At 58.2% G+C, this 17,162-nt stretch carries 14 protein-coding genes; 8 read left to right on the top strand and 6 right to left on the bottom strand.

From position 1 onward, the window contains the following. Positions 1-34: 34 nt before the first annotated feature. On the top strand, positions 35-1,255 hold the full coding sequence (locus ACR0M3_RS03295; protein WP_480909704.1) for an N-acetylmuramoyl-L-alanine amidase: 1,221 nt from the start codon (positions 35-37) through the stop codon (positions 1,253-1,255). Positions 1,256-1,349: 94 nt separating this feature from the next. Then, positions 1,350-3,839: a penicillin-binding protein 1A gene (locus ACR0M3_RS03290; protein WP_480504792.1), complete on the top strand. Its 2,490-nt coding sequence runs from the start codon at positions 1,350-1,352 to the stop codon at positions 3,837-3,839. On the opposite strand, the gene ACR0M3_RS03285 is transcribed toward ACR0M3_RS03290, so the two are convergent. Next, positions 3,833-4,663 carry an aminoglycoside phosphotransferase family protein gene (locus ACR0M3_RS03285; RefSeq protein WP_480504794.1) on the bottom strand — a complete coding sequence of 277 codons (831 nt, stop codon included), beginning with the start codon at positions 4,661-4,663 and terminating at the stop codon, positions 3,833-3,835. The two genes, ACR0M3_RS03290 and ACR0M3_RS03285, sit on opposite strands and share 7 nt — an antisense overlap. 77 nt (positions 4,664-4,740) lie before the next feature. Between ACR0M3_RS03285 and prfB the strand changes: the two genes are divergently transcribed. The 4 genes from prfB to ACR0M3_RS03265 all read left to right on the top strand — a co-directional run bounded on the left by prfB (position 4,741) and on the right by ACR0M3_RS03265 (position 8,885). Beyond that, on the top strand, positions 4,741-5,868 hold the full coding sequence (gene prfB / locus ACR0M3_RS03280; protein WP_267364019.1) for a peptide chain release factor 2: 1,128 nt from the start codon (positions 4,741-4,743) through the stop codon (positions 5,866-5,868). A 1-nt stretch (position 5,869) separates the two neighbouring features. Further along, on the top strand, positions 5,870-6,574 hold the full coding sequence (locus ACR0M3_RS03275) for a M50 family metallopeptidase (RefSeq protein WP_480909701.1): 705 nt from the start codon (positions 5,870-5,872) through the stop codon (positions 6,572-6,574). A 102-nt stretch (positions 6,575-6,676) separates the two neighbouring features. Further along, the gene (locus ACR0M3_RS03270; RefSeq protein WP_480909698.1) at positions 6,677-8,077 is read left to right on the top strand and encodes an amidase; all 1,401 of its coding nucleotides are present in this window, start codon (positions 6,677-6,679) and stop codon (positions 8,075-8,077) included. 22 nt (positions 8,078-8,099) lie between these two features. After that, complete coding sequence (locus ACR0M3_RS03265) at positions 8,100-8,885, top strand: DUF2189 domain-containing protein (protein WP_480485340.1); 786 nt, start codon at positions 8,100-8,102, stop codon at positions 8,883-8,885. 9 nt (positions 8,886-8,894) lie between these two features. Here the strand turns inward: ACR0M3_RS03265 and ACR0M3_RS03260 are convergent, their stop codons facing one another. The 3 genes from ACR0M3_RS03260 to ACR0M3_RS03250 all read right to left on the bottom strand — a co-directional run bounded on the left by ACR0M3_RS03260 (position 8,895) and on the right by ACR0M3_RS03250 (position 12,308). Next, positions 8,895-9,614, bottom strand: a complete 720-nt coding sequence (locus tag ACR0M3_RS03260) for a helix-turn-helix domain-containing protein (RefSeq protein WP_480480478.1) — start codon at positions 9,612-9,614, stop codon at positions 8,895-8,897. A 313-nt stretch (positions 9,615-9,927) separates the two neighbouring features. Further along, a complete protein-coding gene (gene ilvN / locus ACR0M3_RS03255; RefSeq protein ID WP_209503637.1) occupies positions 9,928-10,488 on the bottom strand; it encodes an acetolactate synthase small subunit in 561 nt (186 codons plus the stop codon). A 68-nt stretch (positions 10,489-10,556) separates the two neighbouring features. Beyond that, positions 10,557-12,308: an acetolactate synthase 3 large subunit gene (locus ACR0M3_RS03250; protein ID WP_480772832.1), complete on the bottom strand. Its 1,752-nt coding sequence runs from the start codon at positions 12,306-12,308 to the stop codon at positions 10,557-10,559. 420 nt (positions 12,309-12,728) lie between these two features. Between ACR0M3_RS03250 and ACR0M3_RS03245 the strand changes: the two genes are divergently transcribed. Beyond that, the gene (locus ACR0M3_RS03245) at positions 12,729-13,574 is read left to right on the top strand and encodes a HalD/BesD family halogenase (protein WP_480909695.1); all 846 of its coding nucleotides are present in this window, start codon (positions 12,729-12,731) and stop codon (positions 13,572-13,574) included. Positions 13,575-13,678: 104 nt separating this feature from the next. On the opposite strand, the gene ACR0M3_RS03240 is transcribed toward ACR0M3_RS03245, so the two are convergent. Beyond that, positions 13,679-14,326: a response regulator transcription factor gene (locus ACR0M3_RS03240; protein WP_480480484.1), complete on the bottom strand. Its 648-nt coding sequence runs from the start codon at positions 14,324-14,326 to the stop codon at positions 13,679-13,681. Further along, positions 14,323-15,756, bottom strand: coding sequence for a cache domain-containing protein (locus ACR0M3_RS03235; RefSeq protein WP_209503642.1), 1,434 nt, complete (start codon positions 15,754-15,756; stop codon positions 14,323-14,325). Before ACR0M3_RS03235 ends, ACR0M3_RS03240 begins: the two co-directional genes overlap by 4 nt. A 245-nt stretch (positions 15,757-16,001) precedes the next feature. Here ACR0M3_RS03235 and ACR0M3_RS03230 point away from each other — a divergent pair, with 245 nt between their 5' ends. Beyond that, positions 16,002-17,084, top strand: coding sequence for a TRAP transporter substrate-binding protein (locus ACR0M3_RS03230; RefSeq protein ID WP_267363846.1), 1,083 nt, complete (start codon positions 16,002-16,004; stop codon positions 17,082-17,084). The last annotated feature ends 78 nt before the right edge of the window (positions 17,085-17,162 follow it).

Below are 17,162 nucleotides of genomic sequence, written 5' to 3'. Positions count from 1 at the left end.
TGCCCGGCAAACGATCTCGGGAAAACTTGAGGCCATGAGCAGGATCTTCTTTAGCATTGCGCTGTTCTGGGCGTTGGCTGGTGGTGCCATTGCGCAGGATTTTAGCGCGTTGGCGCGTGTCCAGCCTGACCAGAGCCGTATTACGGATGTCGGGCGTACCGGTGTTCGGGTGGACATCGCCCTCAGTCAGGGCGTTCCCTACAGGATTTTCACCTTGCAGGATCCCTACCGTATGGTTCTGGACTTCAACGAAGTGGATTGGGTCGGGCTGACCCGCGAAGATTTCCTGCAATCCGATCGCATCAGCGGCGTGCAGTTCGGCGCATATGTTCCGGGTTGGTCACGTCTGGTGCTGGAACTGGGGGCACCGATGGCAGTGACGAAAGCAGAAATGTCGGTGGCAGAGGATTCGGGGGCTGCATTGTTGTCGCTCGACCTCAAGGGGACGGATTTCGATGCCTTCAACTCCTCGGCAGGTGCGCCGCGAAACCCGGGCTGGGACTTGCCGGATCCGGCGGATGTGCCGCAAGCCGCGGTGCGCAGCGCCGACCGACCCTTGCGTGTCATGCTGGATCCGGGCCACGGAGGCATTGATCCGGGGGCCGAGACAGACGCGATTGATGAAAAAACCCTGATGCTGACTTTCGCACGTGAGCTGCGCGAAATCCTTCTAAGATCAGGCGGGTACGAGGTGGTTCTGACACGGGTCGACGATCAGTTCGTCTCGCTGGAGCGCCGAATTGCGCTGGCGCACCGGGCCGGTGCGGACCTGTTCATTTCGCTGCACGCTGATTCCCTGTCCGAAGGGCGGGCGCATGGTGCGGTGGTTTATACCCTGTCCAACGATGCCTCGGATGTGGCCAGTGCGAAGCTGGCGGAACGGCACGACCGCGGGGATTTGATTTCCGGTGTCGATCTGAACGGGGCAGATGATCAGATCACGGATGTTCTGCTGGACATGGCCCGTCAGGAAACGATGCCACGCACAAGCGCGCTGGCCAAGGCCATTGCAAACGGTCTGGCACAACAAGGGGGGCCGATGAACGGCAAACCCCTGCGTACCGCGTCTTTTTCAGTACTCAAGGCGGCGGACATCCCGTCGGTTCTGGTCGAGCTTGGGTTTCTGTCCAGCCCCAGAGACCTGAAGAACCTCAATGATCCTGATTGGCGGGCGAGAATGGCGCTGGGAATTCATCGGGGGCTTGAAGATTGGCGCCAGCAGGATGTGATCCGCAAATCCCTTATTGGCCAGTGACCTTGCGGCGCAAAACGGCTAGAATACGCTCGGTGTTTTGACCCTTGGGCGGCGCATCACTATATAGGCGGCACCGCGAGAAAAAGGCAGTAACGTGATCCGGTTCATTCTTTCGATTTTCGGGGCGATTTTCAGCCTCGTGACATTGGGTATTTTCATGGCCGCGCTGGTGATCGGTGCGGTGTTCTGGATGTATGGGCGCGATCTGCCCAGCCACGAGTCGCTGGCACAGTACAAACCACCCACAATCAGCCGGATCTATTCGGGTGAAGGCAAGCTGATTGATGAATTCGCGCAGGAACGCCGCCTGTTCACCCCGTCCGAGGAAATCCCGGATCTGGTGAAGCAGGCGTTTATTTCGGCGGAAGACAAGAATTTCTACAACCATCAGGGCTATGACCCGCGCGGCATCATTGCCGCCGGGGTCGAGGCGGTGCGGACCAAGGGCGAAACCGTACGCGGTGCGTCGACCATCACGCAGCAGGTCATGAAGAACTTTCTGCTGTCCGGTGACCGCCGGGCTGAGCGCAAGATCAAGGAAATCATTCTTGCGACCCGGCTTGAGGATACATTGGACAAAGAACAGATACTCGAACTTTATATGAACGAGATCTTTCTGGGCCAGAACTCTTATGGTGTGACTGCCGCCGCACAGACCTATTTCAACAAGACCCTCCAGGAACTGGCCCCGCATGAGGCCGCCATGCTGGCTGCCATGCCCAAAGCGCCGTCAGATTACCACCCCGTTTGGCAAAAAGAGCGCCTTCTGGCCCGCCGCAATTACGTGTTACGCGAGATGCAGCAGAACGGTTACATCGATCAGGCGACTTATGAGGCCGAGGTCGAATTGCCTCTGCGCTCGGTCCAGAACGGAGATTTTGAAAGCTTCCGTACGGCCCTGCCGCCCCGCGACTATTTCACCGATGAAATCCGTCGCCAGCTGAGCGAAGATTTTGGTGAGGGCGAGTTCTTTACCGGCGGCTTCACCGTGCGTGCATCGGTGGATGAGGAAATGCAGGTTGAGGCCGCACGGGCCCTGCGCGAGGCGCTTGAGAAATACGACCGCTCCCGTGGCAAATGGCGCGGAACAGGTGACGTGATCCCGGAAGAAAAACTGGCGGATGAGGCGCAATGGCGCGAGGCGCTGGCGGCCATGGAAATTCCGCGCGACGTTATTCTGCCAACCCGTTGGTATCCCGCCGTGGTTCTGGGCGTGACCGACCAGCAACTGACCGTTGGTGTCGAAGAAGGTCCTGCCGATGGGACTATCCCGCGCGCGGACATCAAGTGGATGCAGGGTGATTTTGCCGCCAACTTCAAGCGCGGTGACGTCATTTTTGTCGTTGCGGGTGAAGATGGGCAATGGTCGGCGCGCCAGGTGCCCGAGGTACAAGGCGGCTTTGTCGCGATGGACGTGAACTCGGGTCGTGTTCTGGCGATGCAGGGCGGGTTCTCGTATCAGGATACCGTGTTCAACCGGGCCACACAGGCACAACGCCAGCCGGGATCGTCCTTCAAGCCGTTTGTCTATGCTGCCGCGCTGGACAGCGGATACAGCCCCGCGACCATCGTTGTCGATGCACCCATCGAAGTGAACACGCCGCAGGGTCTGTGGCGCCCCAAGAACTCCTCCAACAAGTTCTACGGTCCAACTCCTTTGCGCACTGGGATCGAACAGTCGCGGAACCTGATGACCATCCGTCTGGCGCAGGAAGTTACAATGCCCGTCGTTGCCGGCTATGCGGAACGGTTCGGTGTCTATGACAGGATGGGCGCATTTTTGGCCAACTCGCTGGGGGCCGAAGAAACCACGCTTTACAAGATGGTCGCGGCCTATGCGATGTTCGCCAATGGCGGCCAGCGTGTGGAACCCACTCTGGTCGACCGCATTCAGGACCGGTTCGGAAAAACCATCTATCGCCACGATGACCGTCAGTGTCTGGACTGTAACTCGACCTGGCTGGAACCAGATGAATCGCCGACCCTTGTCACGGATCGCGCGCAGGTCATGGATGCGATCACCGCCTATCAGCTGACATCGATGATGAAGGGTGTGGTCGATCGCGGGACGGCATCCAGCGTTGTGAATCTGCCCGTGCCAACAGCGGGCAAAACCGGAACCACCAACGACTCCAAGGATGCGTGGTTCATCGGCTTTACGTCGAACATCGTGGCCGGTTGCTACATCGGTTATGATCGACCGCGTCCGATGGGACGTGGGGCCTATGGTGGCACGCTGTGTGGCCCTGTGTTCCAGAGCTTCATGGAAAAAGCGGTCGAAAAATATGGCGGCGGTCCGTTTGAAGTGCCGGAAGGCGGTCATTTCATCAAGATCGACCGCTTCAGCGGGGCCCGTCTGCCCGATGATGCCACCGGTGACTATGTCGTGGCCGAATTCTTCCGCGACGGCGTCGATGGTTTTATCGACCGTGTCTATGATGGTGGTTTTGCCATCGGATCGGACCTGCCATTGTTTGAAGAAGTCCAGCGCGCTGGTGTACAGGTTCAGACGTCGACGGGCCAGACCGTGACCGTTGGTCCGAAAGCTTCCCAAGGGGACCTGAGCACCGGCGGGCTTTACTGACCGGCCGCTTTCAGAAACAGGTTTAGTAGATCAGCTTCTGCGTCACCGCAGATCGGGCCGTCAGATCGCCAGTAGATGGACAATGCGCATTTCGCGGCAGCCCATTGAGCCAGCCGTATTCGTGGAACACTCATTGCTTTGGAATACTCCGACAGACAGGTTTCGATTTGCAGGGGTTGGCGCACAAGATCCGGCATTCCCTTAGGGTGTCGCAACGCGTTGGCCAGTTCAAAAGCGGGATCGCCTAGATAACCTTTTGCATCGATGATCCGGGGTCCTGATAGTGTCATAATGACATTGTCTGGATGAAAGTCCCCGTGAAGAGGTACGGGTGAAGGTTGGCTGTCTAACAAGTCTTCACTTAGTGCAATCGCTGACTTCACCGCGTTACGCAGTTGGGCAGGGCACTCGGCCGCAAAGGTGCATTCAGCCAAGGGGGCGAACACCTGTTGCAAGGGTTTCATTCCAGTGGCGCTGACCGGGTCCCCTGCGTGCAAACACGCTGCTGTTTCCGCAAGTGTCTTGACGGCTTCTTCGGGCCTGCCCGCGCGGGCGATATCTCCCAGAGATGGTCCATCCAACCACTCCATCAGTACGGCGCTCCGTGCCTCTTCCAAAATCCGAACAGCGCCCCTGTCGCGCCACCCGACCAACAAGTTTGTGCCCGGTTTTTCGTTCCCGCGATCTTGCCTGCGATATAGCTTCAAGGCAGCTGGGCCGCAATTGGATTGTACTTTCCACACTCTTGCATGGCCGGTGTCCGCAACCAGTTCAGGAAAGTGCAAATCCCATCTGCCCAGAAACTCTTCGACTGTGTTTTGCATTCAGGTCCAGCCTGTCTTGTGGTGTCTCGCACCTCTTGCTATCACGCAGGCCTGATTGAGCAAGTTGGGACAAGACCATGCGCGCCGAAACCCAGAACATCGTGGCGGATATAAAAAAGTCGCTGGAGCTGCTGGCGCAGCGTATGGACTATGAAACCGCACCGCATCGCCTTGAGGAATTCAACGCGCGCGTCGAAGACCCCAACCTTTGGGATAACCCTGAAAACGCGCAGAAACTGATGCGCGAGCGGCAGATGCTGGTCGATGCAATCGAGACGTATGAATCCATCAAGACCGACCTCAACGACAATATCGAACTGATCGAGTTGGGCGAGATGGAGGAAGACCAAGAAGTCGTTCAGGATGCCGAAGCCGCGATCAAGACGCTGAAAGCCAGAGCCGCCAAAAAAGAGCTTGAGGCGCTGCTGGACGGTGAGGCCGACAGCAATGATACGTTCCTCGAAATCAACTCGGGCGCGGGGGGAACCGAAAGCTGCGACTGGGCGTCGATGCTGGCGCGCATGTATGTGCGCTGGGCCGAGAAAAAGGGTTACACGGTCGAGCTGCAATCCGAGACACCGGGCGAAGAAGCGGGGATCAAATCCGCAGCTTACAAGATTTCCGGTCACAATGCCTATGGCTGGCTGAAATCGGAAAGCGGCGTGCACCGGCTGGTGCGGATCTCGCCCTATGACTCGGCTGCCAAGCGCCATACGTCTTTCAGTTCGGTCTGGGTCTATCCGGTGGTCGACGACAATATCGAGATCGAGGTGAACCCGGCCGATATCCGCATCGACACCTACCGCTCTTCGGGGGCTGGCGGCCAGCACGTGAACACCACCGACTCGGCTGTTCGGATCACGCACATCCCGACCGGGATTGTTGTGACCAGCTCGGAAAAGTCGCAGCACCAGAACCGTGATATTGCCATGAAAGCCCTGAAATCGCGCCTGTACCAGCAGGAACTGGATCGCCGCAACGCGGATATCAACGCGGCGCACGAGGCTAAGGGCGATGCGGGCTGGGGCAACCAGATCCGGTCTTACGTCTTGCAGCCCTATCAGATGGTCAAGGACCTGCGAACCAATCACGAAACCTCGGATACCAAAGGGGTTCTGGACGGGGACCTGGACGGATTCATGGCGGCAACCTTGGCCCTGAACGTGGCAGGCAAAAGCCGATCCGAGGCGCAGGGCGACAGCTAAGGTGACACGCCAGCGTTCCTTTCCGGACCTGCTGAAAGGGCACTGGCAGCTAATCCTGATCACCGGTCTGGTCTTTGCGCTCTGGAACACGCCGGTTGTAGTTCCGCTGAAAATTCTGGTCGTCTTTCTGCATGAGCTGTCTCATGCCGTGACAATCCTACTGACTGGCGGTTCGGTCGAGAGTTTCACGATCTCACCCCAGCAAGGAGGGATGGTGATCGGCCGGGGCGGCAGCAGGTTTCTCAGCCTGTCCGCCGGCTATCTCGGCTCGCTCGTGTTTGGCATGGCGCTTTTGATCATCGCCTTGCGGACAAATGCTGACCGGGCTGTTTTGGCTGTTTTCGGCGCAATCATGTGTCTGATCGCACTGCTGTACATACGCGATGCTTTCGCCTTGTTATTTTGCGCAGGCGTCGGGGCCGCAATGATTGCGACAGCGTGGTTCATGAGCCACGAGGTCAGTGATCTGGTGCTGCGCGTCATCGGGCTGACCAGCATGATCTATGTCCCGTTTGATATCTTTGATGACACCATCCGACGGTCCGGCGCGCGCTCGGACGCGTTCCTACTGGCCGAGGAATTCGGCGGCACCGCGATGCTGTGGGGTGGGGTCTGGCTGGTGTTGAGTAGCGCGGCCATTGCCGTTTGCCTACGGTATTGGCTGGGCCGGGACAGCAACCTGCCATTGCACCGCAAAGCACTGTGATGCTGTTGTTAGTAAGACAAGAAAAGATACATCTAAACAGTGGGTTTAAATGAGGTGAACCGCTCGCTAGGCTGTCGAAGACCAACAACAGACTGGCGTGTTATGGACCTGACCCGGATATCTGCCACAGAGCTTCTGAACCAACTGGCTACCCGGCAGGTTTCGGCCACAGAAGTCATGCGGGCCACGCTGGATCGCACTGCCAAAGTCAACGGTGACGTGAACGCCATCGTGGCGCTGCGGGACAAGGGCGAGCTGATGGCCGAAGCGCAGACCCGCGACAGCGGCCCTGTCACTGGCCCGCTGCACGGACTGCCAATTGCCGTCAAGGATTTGGTCAATGTGGCAGGTATTGTCTCTTCGCATGGATCGCCTGTTTTCAGGGATGTCGTCCCTGACAGGGATGATCTGATTGCCGCCAGGATGCGGGCCGCGGGCGCCATCCTGATCGGCAAGACCAATACGCCGGAGTTCGGGCTGGGTTCGCACACGTTCAACCCGGTCTATGGTGCGACGCGCAACCCGTATGATGCCAGTTTCACCTGCGGTGGCTCATCCGGTGGTGCGGCAGTGGCTTTGGCAACGGGTATGGTGGCATTGGCCGACGGGTCTGACATGATGGGCAGCCTGCGCAACCCGGCGGCCTGGAACAACGTCTACGGCTTTCGCCCAAGCTGGGGCAGGGTGCCGTCTGATCCTGTGGGTGACAGTTTCCTGCATCAACTGTCCACGCTGGGGCCGATGGCGCGCAGTCCCGAAGATTTGGGTATCCTGCTCGATGTGATCTCGGGGCCCGATCCGCGCCTGCCATTGGTCGGAGAATACGCACGGGTTTCCCCGGTGGTCGCAGCAGATCTGAACGGGTTGCGCATTGGCTGGCTGGGCGATTGGGGTGGGGCCTTTCCAGTTGAAGCCGGAATCCTTGAGCTGTGCCGGGATGCGTTGAAGGTGTTCGAAGCGCGGGGCGCGCGTGTTGAACATGTCGCCCCGCCTTTCGATGCCGAACGGTTATGGACCAGTTGGATCACCCTGCGGTCCTGGACTGTCGCCGCAGGGCTGGAACCTTTGGCTGAACGACGGGACCATCTGAAAGACACAGCCCAGTGGGAGCTGGACCGGGGTCTGACGATGAGTGCCATGGATGTGCATCACGCCAGCGTAATCCGGTCAGAATGGTTCCGGCGCGCGGCGGAACTGTTCGAGCAGTTTGATGCCCTTGTCCTGCCATCCGCACAGGTTTGGCCGTTTGGGATCGAAACGCCATACCCCACCCGGATCGCGGACCGCGCAATGGATACATATCATCGCTGGATGCATGTCACGGTACCGGTCAGCCTGATTGGCTTGCCTTGTCTGGCCGCGCCCGCCGGGTTTGGTGTGCAGGGCCTGCCCATGGGCTTTCAACTGTTTGGACCAAAAGGATCGGATCAGAAATTACTGTCGGTCGGGGCGGCGTATCACACCGAAACCGACTGGCCTAACAAGAGGCCGGCGATGTCATAACGCCGATCAGGGAGGAGACTAAATGGAAAAGCCATTTGGCGTTCCGGACATGCGTCCGGTAGATACAGCCATGCTGCGCACAGCGTTGAAGCGCGCCTGGGCCGACTTTCGGCGCGCGCCGCAGTTCGGGTTGATCTTTGCCGGGTTCTACGTGCTTGCGGGATGGGCGATGGCATGGGTCACCATCCAGACTGGTACAACCTTCTGGCTGGTTCTGGCAGCTATCGGCTTTCCACTGATCGGCCCGTTTGCCGCTGTTGGCCTTTACGAGGTGTCGCACCGGCTGGAACAGGGCGAACCGCTGGATCTTGGTGCAATCTTTGGTGTCGTGCTGCAACAAAGCCGCCGGCAATTGCCGTCGATTTGCGCCATCATCGTCGTGGTGTTTCTGTTCTGGTTTTTCCTGGGGCACATGATCTTTGCCCTGTTCCTTGGGCTGGCCACGATGACTAACGTGTCATCCTCGCTTGAGGTCTTTCTGACGGCGAATGGCCTGACAATGCTGGCTGTGGGCACGGTGGTTGGGGCGGTATTCGCAACCGTTCTCTATATGATCACCGTATTGTCGATCCCACTGCTGCTGGATCGCGAACTGGATTTTGTCACGGCAATGATTGCAAGTTTTACCTATGTGTCCGGGAATTTTCCGGTGATGCTTGCCTGGGGGGTAATCATCGCTGTTCTGACGTTCCTGGCCATGGTGCCCTGGTTTCTGGGCCTTTTGGTGGTTCTGCCACTGTTAGGCCATGCCAGTTGGCACCTGTATAGGCAAATCACCCAAGTCGAAGGGGAGGGCACATCGTCCTGAGAAAACCGCTCAGGGATACTGTGCCGGATTGTTGGTCGACAAGCGCGCAGCGGCGAAAATCGCCGTTGCATCGTGCCCGAGATATTTCAGAACCACGGGTTCCGGTGCCTCAGGGGCGGCCGGGCTTATGACCGTGCCGCGCCACTGAACCGCTGTTCCCGTGGGATCGGGTGAAATCATATAAACGCGGCTGTTCTGACCCGCTCGCTGAGAGGTCAGCATATAGACGGAACTGCCGGTGCAGGCGACGATCCCTTGTATTTCGCGCGCCTGCGGCGTTGCTTCGGGCATCGCGGCGCGCGAGACATATCCGCGTATCAATGTGCATTGGGCCAGTGGTCGGGCGTGCAGCAAGGTCATGCGGTGCGAGGCCGAGACGCTTTCGATCACGGCATAAAACCCCGGAGAAAACGCAGTTCTGGCGATCATGTCCACACCTGATCCCAGAAACTCGGTCAAGGCCGCCGCTGCGGGGTGGTCCTCGATCTTTTCAATTTCGTCCAGGGGCTTCAGGAGGATGCGCGCATCCACGTCGAAAAACCGGCAGATGCGATCCAAAACATCCGGCCGTGGTACACTTTCACCCGAAAGATACCTGTTGAACTGCGTCCGATTCACGCCAAGCTTGCGGCACAGTGCCGAGACCGACCGATACCTTCGTGCCAGTTGTCGCAGGTTCGCGCCAAACATCGCGCGAAGTTCAGCCGGGCTGCGAATGTCGTCGGTCATGGATGCCCACGCCTTGCTAAGTTTCCTGAAAAACCATCGCAGCACTGGAACCAAGCCCCGGCGCGCATTGAAAAATCGTACAGATTGACCCCAAGCAACGTATCCCCACGTCGCGTTGCACGTTGAGGCTAATGCCATAAAGCGCAATGGCAATAGGCTTTATCTGAAAATGCCTAATCTTTATCCGGAAAAGCTTACCCTATGGCAAATTTAGCGCATAGAAGGACGTGTGGGTTGATTTTGCAAATGCCCACCAACCCAAAGATGTGCTCCCGCCTTGGATGCAGGAAAAGCCCCAAGGCGGGTATATTGTTCAGTCGCCGCGCAGCAGGGCCGCCACGCCGGTGCGGGCGATTTCCATCAGGCCCAACGGGCGCATCAGGTCAGCAAAAGCGTCGATCTTGTCCGGCGCGCCGGTGATTTCGAAAATGAAAGAGTTCAGGGTGCTGTCGACCACATTGGCACGGAAGATGTCAGCCAGGCGCAGCGCCTCGACGCGTTTGTCGCCTTCACCCACGACCTTGATGATGGCCAGTTCGCGTTCAACCGAAGGGCCTTCGACCGTCAGGTCATGCACGTCATGGACAGTCACGATCCGCCCCAGCTGCGCCTTGATCTGTTCGATCACCTGCGGTGTGCCGGTGGTGACAATGGTGATGCGGCTCAGGTGTCCTGTGTGATCCACCTCGGCCACGGTAAGACTTTCGATGTTGTATCCGCGCCCCGAGAACAGACCGATCACACGGGCCAGGACACCGGGTTCGTTCTCGACCAGCACGGCAATGGTATGGCGTTCCTGCACGTCCGAGAAGGTAGGCCGTAGGTTATAGGCCGAATGGCGGTTGGAGCCTTTTTTGATATGTAGGGCAGACATTTATGTCCCTTTCATCATCCTGTGTTTGCCGGGCGCAACGGTCGCCCGGCGGTAATCCTCGGGCGGTATCAGACCAGAACCGAACCTTTGCTATCGATCACGCCCTGCGTTTCGGCCTCACCCAGAAGCATCTCGTTATGTGCCTTGCCCGACGGGATCATCGGGAAGCAGTTCTCGTGCTTTTCGACCAGACAGTCGAAGATCACTGGGCCGTCGTAGTTGATCATCTCCATGATCGCATCGTCCAGATCGGCGGGGTCGGAACACAGGATACCCTTGGCCCCGAAGGCCTCGGCGAGTTTGACGAAATCGGGCAGGGCCTCGGACCAGCTATGCGAATAGCGCTCGCCATGCAGCAGCTCCTGCCACTGGCGGACCATGCCGAGGCGTTCGTTGTTCAGGATGAACTGCTTGACCGGCAGGCGGTATTGAACGGCTGTGCCCATTTCCTGCATGTTCATCAGCCAAGAGGCTTCACCGGCGACGTTGATTACCAACGCGTCAGGATGTGCCATCTGCACACCGATCGAAGCCGGGAAGCCGTAGCCCATCGTGCCCAACCCGCCCGATGTCATCCAGCGGTTGGGATCTTCGAACCCAAGATATTGTGCCGCCCACATCTGATGCTGCCCAACCTCGGTCGTGATATAGCGATCATGCTTTTTCGTGAGCTCTTCAAGACGTTGCAGCGCGTATTGCGGTTTGATCGACTTTTCGCTGTTGGTGTAGGACAGACAGTTGATCTTGCGCCATTCAGAGATCTGCGCCTGCCATTTCTTGACGGCTGCCGCATCGGTCTTGCGCCCGCGTGACTTCCACACCTTCAGAATGTCTTCCAGTACATGCGCCACGTCGCCGACAATCGGGATGTCCACACGGATGACCTTGTTGATCGAAGACGGATCAATATCGATATGGGCTTTCTTCGACTTTGGAGAGAACGCGTCGATGCGCCCGGTGATCCGGTCGTCGAACCGTGCGCCGATGTTGATCATCAGGTCACAGCCATGCATCGCAAGGTTCGCCTCGTAGAGGCCATGCATCCCCAGCATCCCCAACCAGTTTTCGCCCGACGCCGGATAGGCACCCAGACCCATCAGGGTTGAGGTGATCGGGAAGCCCGTGGAATCCACCAACTCGCGCAGCAACTGGCTGGCTGCGGGGCCAGAGTTGATGACACCACCACCCGTGTAGAAAACTGGTTTCTTGGCTTTTTCAATGGCTGCAACAAGTTCGTTGATTTCCTCCAGATCGCCTTTCAGCACTGGCTGGTAATGCGAGGTCGAAGGTTTGGGACTGTTGTATTCACCCGTGGCAAACTGCACATCCTTGGGAATGTCGATCAGAACCGGGCCGGGACGGCCCGACTTGGCCACATGGAACGCCTCGTGCAGCGTTTCGGCCAGCGAATTCGTGTCCTTTACCAGCCAGTTATGCTTGGTGCAGGGGCGGGTGATGCCAACGGTGTCGGCTTCCTGAAAGGCATCCGATCCGATCATGAAGGTCGGGACCTGCCCGGTCAGAACCACAATCGGAATCGAATCCAGCAACGCATCAGTCAGGCCAGTAACGGCGTTTGTGGCACCGGGACCAGAGGTTACAAGCGCAACACCCGGCTTACCGGTCGACCGCGCATAGCCTTCGGCGGCGTGGATCGCACCCTGTTCGTGACGCACCAGAATGTGGCGAATGTCGTTTTGCAGAAAGATCTCGTCATAGATCGGTAGGACGGCGCCACCGGGGTATCCGAAAACCGTGTCCACGCCCTGATCCTTGAGGGCCTGAACCACCATCTTTGCGCCGGTCATCTCACGTGTCATCTGCTTTGCTCCGTTCGCGACATGTGTCTTGCGTTTGACAAAAAAAAGCCCCCGAATTTTCGGAGGCGCATGGGTTCGATTATGGTTTACCGTTACCGGCCCATGCGCGTGGTTCCTACGATTACGACTAGCGTTCTCATCGCCAGAGGCTCCTTTTTGCTTGGAGGGGACATTATGGTCGGGGGGGAGGAGCGTCAACAGGCAAATCCACCAATTTTCTATCTCAATGGCGGTATTTTGCGAAATTTTGTTGCGCAGATTGCCGCATGCCGGGAATTTCCGGGAAAAGGGCAGTCGTTTTCCTGAGGGCGGGACAAGTATGAAGGTCTGAATGCGTCAGGCCGATGTCTGAAACTGGCATGATCCGGTGTTTTGTCTGGGTCACGCTGACCTTGTGGTCGCAAACGAGGGAGGCGGAGCATGTTACAGGACCTGGTAGATCTGGGACGATATCCGATCGATCGCCCGGATTCGCCAGCTTACAGGCGATTGATCGGGGATTTGCGGCGCGAGTTGGAACAGGACGGATGTGCGGTTCTACCGGGTTTCGCACACGCGCAAGGGATCGAGCTGTTGGTGCAGGAGGCAGATGAGGTGGCACCCAATGCACACCGGTCTTTCAATCGCACAAATGCCTATTTCACCAAAGACGACCCACGGTTCGACGCCGCCCATCCGATCAGACGGTTCTATGACCGTTCGAACGCGTTTGTTCCTGCCGACAATTTTGCGCATTCCGGTCCTTTGCGCAGGATTTACGAGTTTAGCGGATTTCTTCCTTTCATTCGGGATGCGCTGGATGAGCCTGAGGACCGCTTCTTTCGTTACGATGATCCATTGGCAGACGTGATCATCAATGTCGTGGAGGAGGGGCGGGGCTTTCCCTGGCATTTCGACACCAACAACTACACCGTGACACTGGCGATCCAGAATGGCGAGCAGGGCGGTGCATTCGAATACGCACCCAATCTGCGCACAGCCGAGGATGAAAATTTCGATCAGGTCGCGTCGGTTCTGGACGGAAACAAGGCGCGCGTTCATCGGCTGGACCTGCAACCTGGGGACCTACAGATATTCAAAGGCCGCTATTCCCTGCACAGAGTCGCCCCGGTCAAGGGCACACGGCGGCGGTATGTGGGGATCTTTTCATTTGTCGAGGCCGAAGGCATGTGCGGCGGGATCGAGCGGACGCAGCAGCTCTATGGACGCGTGTTGCCGCATCATTATGAGCGTGCGGGTTTGCGAAAGGATCAGTTGTTGGATTGAAGGGGCACTACCGGAGGTGAACGCTCCCGCCCGCCGTCAACGCGCCTGTGGCGCATCTTCTCTGGTTGGGCCGGGCAGCGCTGCGCGCTGCGGTTGCGCAAGGATCAGAAACCGACCCCGGTGCCTTGCAGCATGCCATGTTCCAGCGCGTAGCGGGTCAGCCCGGCAGTCGAGGAAATTCCCAGTTTGCGCTTGATGTTCTTGCGATGCGTTTCAACCGTGCGCACCGAGATATCCAGCTTTTGCGCAACCTCTTTGTTTGATTTGCCCTGCGCCAGTTCCAGCAGAATTGTTTGCTCGCGCCCTGTCAGCGCCTCGCGTGCGTTGTCGCCTTTGGGTTTCAGGGATCCACTGGCACCGGTGCACAGATACTGCTCACCCCGCATGACCGCATCAATGGCCTGCTTGATCTCTTCAGTTGGGACATCTTTGAGAACATAGCCTTTTGCACCGTGGCTGAGCGCGGTCGAAATATATTCGGGGCTGTCATGCATCGACAGGATCAGGATGCGCGTATCGGGCAGTCGTTCCAGAATGATTTCCGTGGCGCTGAGGCCGCCGAGGCCAGGCATGTTCAGGTCCATCAGGATGACATCCGGGGAAAGGCCAACCGCATGATCCACCGCAGCCTGACCGCTGCCGAGTGTCCCAACCACTTCGATATCGTCGTAGCTTTCAAGGATCGACTGAATGCCCTCGGCCACCATGGGATGATCGTCGACAATTAGAACTCGGATATTCTTGGCGCTCATGTACCGGCCTTTCGGTTCGGAGTTGCGTCTTCCTGCGGTGGCAACAGGTGGCTCAGCGGCAGACTGGCCTCGATCACCGTACCGCCGCGCGGCCCGCGTGATGACAGAATACGCAGCGATCCGTCAAGTTGCTCAATTCGTTCCTGCATGTTGCGCAGACCGATGCCGGTGGTTGGGGTCCCGGATTCTGCGCGCAACCCACGGCCATTGTCGGTGATCCGCATGGTTGCGCCTTTCTTGTGGCCACGCAGGTCAATCGTCACATAAGAGGCGTCGGCGTGGCGTTCGATATTTGTCAGCGCCTCTTGTGCGATGCGATAAAGCGCGATCTTGCTGTCCTGATCCAGCCGGTTGCGGAATACGACGGTGGAAAATTCAGTCTCGATCCCGGTTCGTTCGCGAAAATCGTCGGTCAGAGCCTTCAGCGCAGGCCCAAGACCAAGGTCGTCCAGTACGCCGGGGCGCAGGTCGCGGCTGATGCGACGGACCTCGGTGATGGCGGTGCGAAGATGGTCGATGCCTTTGTCCAGCGGATCGCGCGCACCTGCATCATCGCCGCGCAACAGACGGCGGCGCGCATTGTCCAGCGCATAGCGTACCCCCACAAGGATCTGGCTGATGCCATCATGCAGTTCGCGGGCAACCCGGCCGCGTTCCTCTTCCTGCGCGTCGAAGACACGTTGCGTCAGTTCCTTCAGCTTGGCATCTGCCAACCGTCGCTCGCGAATGTTCAGCAACATGCCCGAGGCAAAGACAATCAGAACGGCGGCCACGACAATAGCGCCGATATACATGAAGGTGCGCTGCACGCGGGCCTCGACCTCGGCCCTTGCGTTGGCGACCGTGGCGACAATGTCGTCAATGAAGACCCCGGTACCCACGACCCAGCGCCAGTCCTGCAACCCGACGACATAGGCGATCATCTGCGCCTCATCCCCGGTCGAGGGTTTTTCCCACATGAAGCTGTGCCACCCGGCCCCCTGACGGGCGAGGCGAATGAACTCGTCAACGATGGGCGTGCCATCGCTGTCGGTCAGACCTTCCCAGTTGCGGTTGATAAATTGTGTCTGACGGGGGCTGACCAGATTGTTGCCATCATAGTCGTAAACAAAAAAGAACCCGTCCTGCCCATAGATCATTGCCGAGAGTATCTGCGAGACAAGGTTCTTTGATACCTCGTCATCCGGTTCAGCGCGGCCATAGATATAGGCAAAACCATTGCGCGCCTGCGTCACGTAGTTGCGCAGTTCTTCTTTCTTGGCTTCTATCAGGCTGCGCTCCAGGGCTTCGATCTCGCGCTCGGCGGTCGCACGTGCCTCATATGCGACAAGCACAGCGATTGCGGCCACGGCCACAACCAGCGGGATTGCGGCCACCAACGACAGTTTCTGCGCATAGGTCAGCGAGACCAGATGTCGAAGTCTTTGCATGGACGAATCGATACGCAAGCGGCGGCAAAAATGCAAAAAGATTGGCGTTGGTCTGTGAAATTCCGGTGTTTGGGCCGTTTTTGTTGGAGTTTTCGTTCGGAAATTTCACCGCATCCCCAAAAGAAATCGATTCTCTACGCAGTAGTAGGTATTCCCTTTCGCTTCGCTCACATTAGGCTGACGCGCACTGAATGCGACAGGTCCGGTTCTGCCGGATCGTGACTATGAAGGGGAGGAACACTCATATGGATCGTCGTTCATTTCTGAAAAAATCCGCGCTGGGCGGTTCGGCAGCTGCAGCAACCGCTCTGGCGGCTCCGGCCTATGCACAGGGACAGCGCACACTGACCATGGTGACCTCGTGGGGTCGTGGTCTGGCTGGCGTGTTTGACAGCGCGCAGCGTTGTGCCGACAGCATCAACGCCATGTCGGATGGCAGCCTGAATGTTGAAATCAAAGCGGCAGGCGAACTGGTTGGCGCGTTCGAGGTGTTTGACGCGGTGTCGTCCGGTCAGGCCGACATGTATCACGCCGCTGACTATTACTTTGTGGGTCAGCACCCAGGTTACGCCTTCTTCACGGCCGTGCCCTTCGGCATGACCGCGCAGGAACTGGTCAACTGGTACTATCATGACGGCGGTATGGAGCTGCATGATGAGCTGGGCGAAATCTTTGGCCTGAAGTCCTTCCTGGCCGGTAACACCGGTGCGCAGGCGGGCGGCTGGTTCTCGAAAGAAATCAACAGCCCTGAAGACTTCAATGGTCTGAAGTTCCGTATGCCCGGTCTGGGCGGTAAAGCACTGGGCAAACTGGGCGCGTCCGTTCAGAACATCCCCGGTTCTGAAGTGTATCAGGCGCTGTCGTCCGGCGCGATTGACGGAACCGAGTGGATCGGACCCTGGGCCGATGAAAAAGCGGGCTTCCAGGAAATCACCAAGACCTACTACACCGCGGGCTTCCACGAGCCGGGCGCAGGTCTGTCGCTGGCAACCAACCGCGACGTGTTCAATGAACTGACCCCGGCCCAGCAGAAGATCATCGAGATCGCTGCCGCAGAAGCACACCAGTGGAACCTGGCGCAGTTCCTGGCCAACAATGGCGCAGCGCTGCAGCGCCTGCAGGCCGGTGGTGTCAAGGTCCTGGAATTCCCTGACAGTGTCTGGGATGCGTTCGGCAAGGCCAGCCAGGAAGTTCTGGACGAGAACATGGGCGATGAGCTGTTCAAGAAGATCCACGACAGCGCAATGCCGTCGATGGCGGCTTCGTCGGCATGGAACAACCTGTCGTCGGGTGTCTACACCGCACAGCGTGACCGTGTTCGCGGCTAATCCTTCCTGATCAAAGGAAAAACGGTTTCCCCGCACCTTGCGGGGAAACCTTTCCCGTTGCGTGAAAGGACTTGGGCA

It is taken from the genome of Ruegeria sp. O5 (assembly GCF_056535105.1).
The sequence above is the reverse complement of the archived record's forward strand: the minus strand, read 5'-3'. Positions and strand labels throughout refer to the sequence as shown.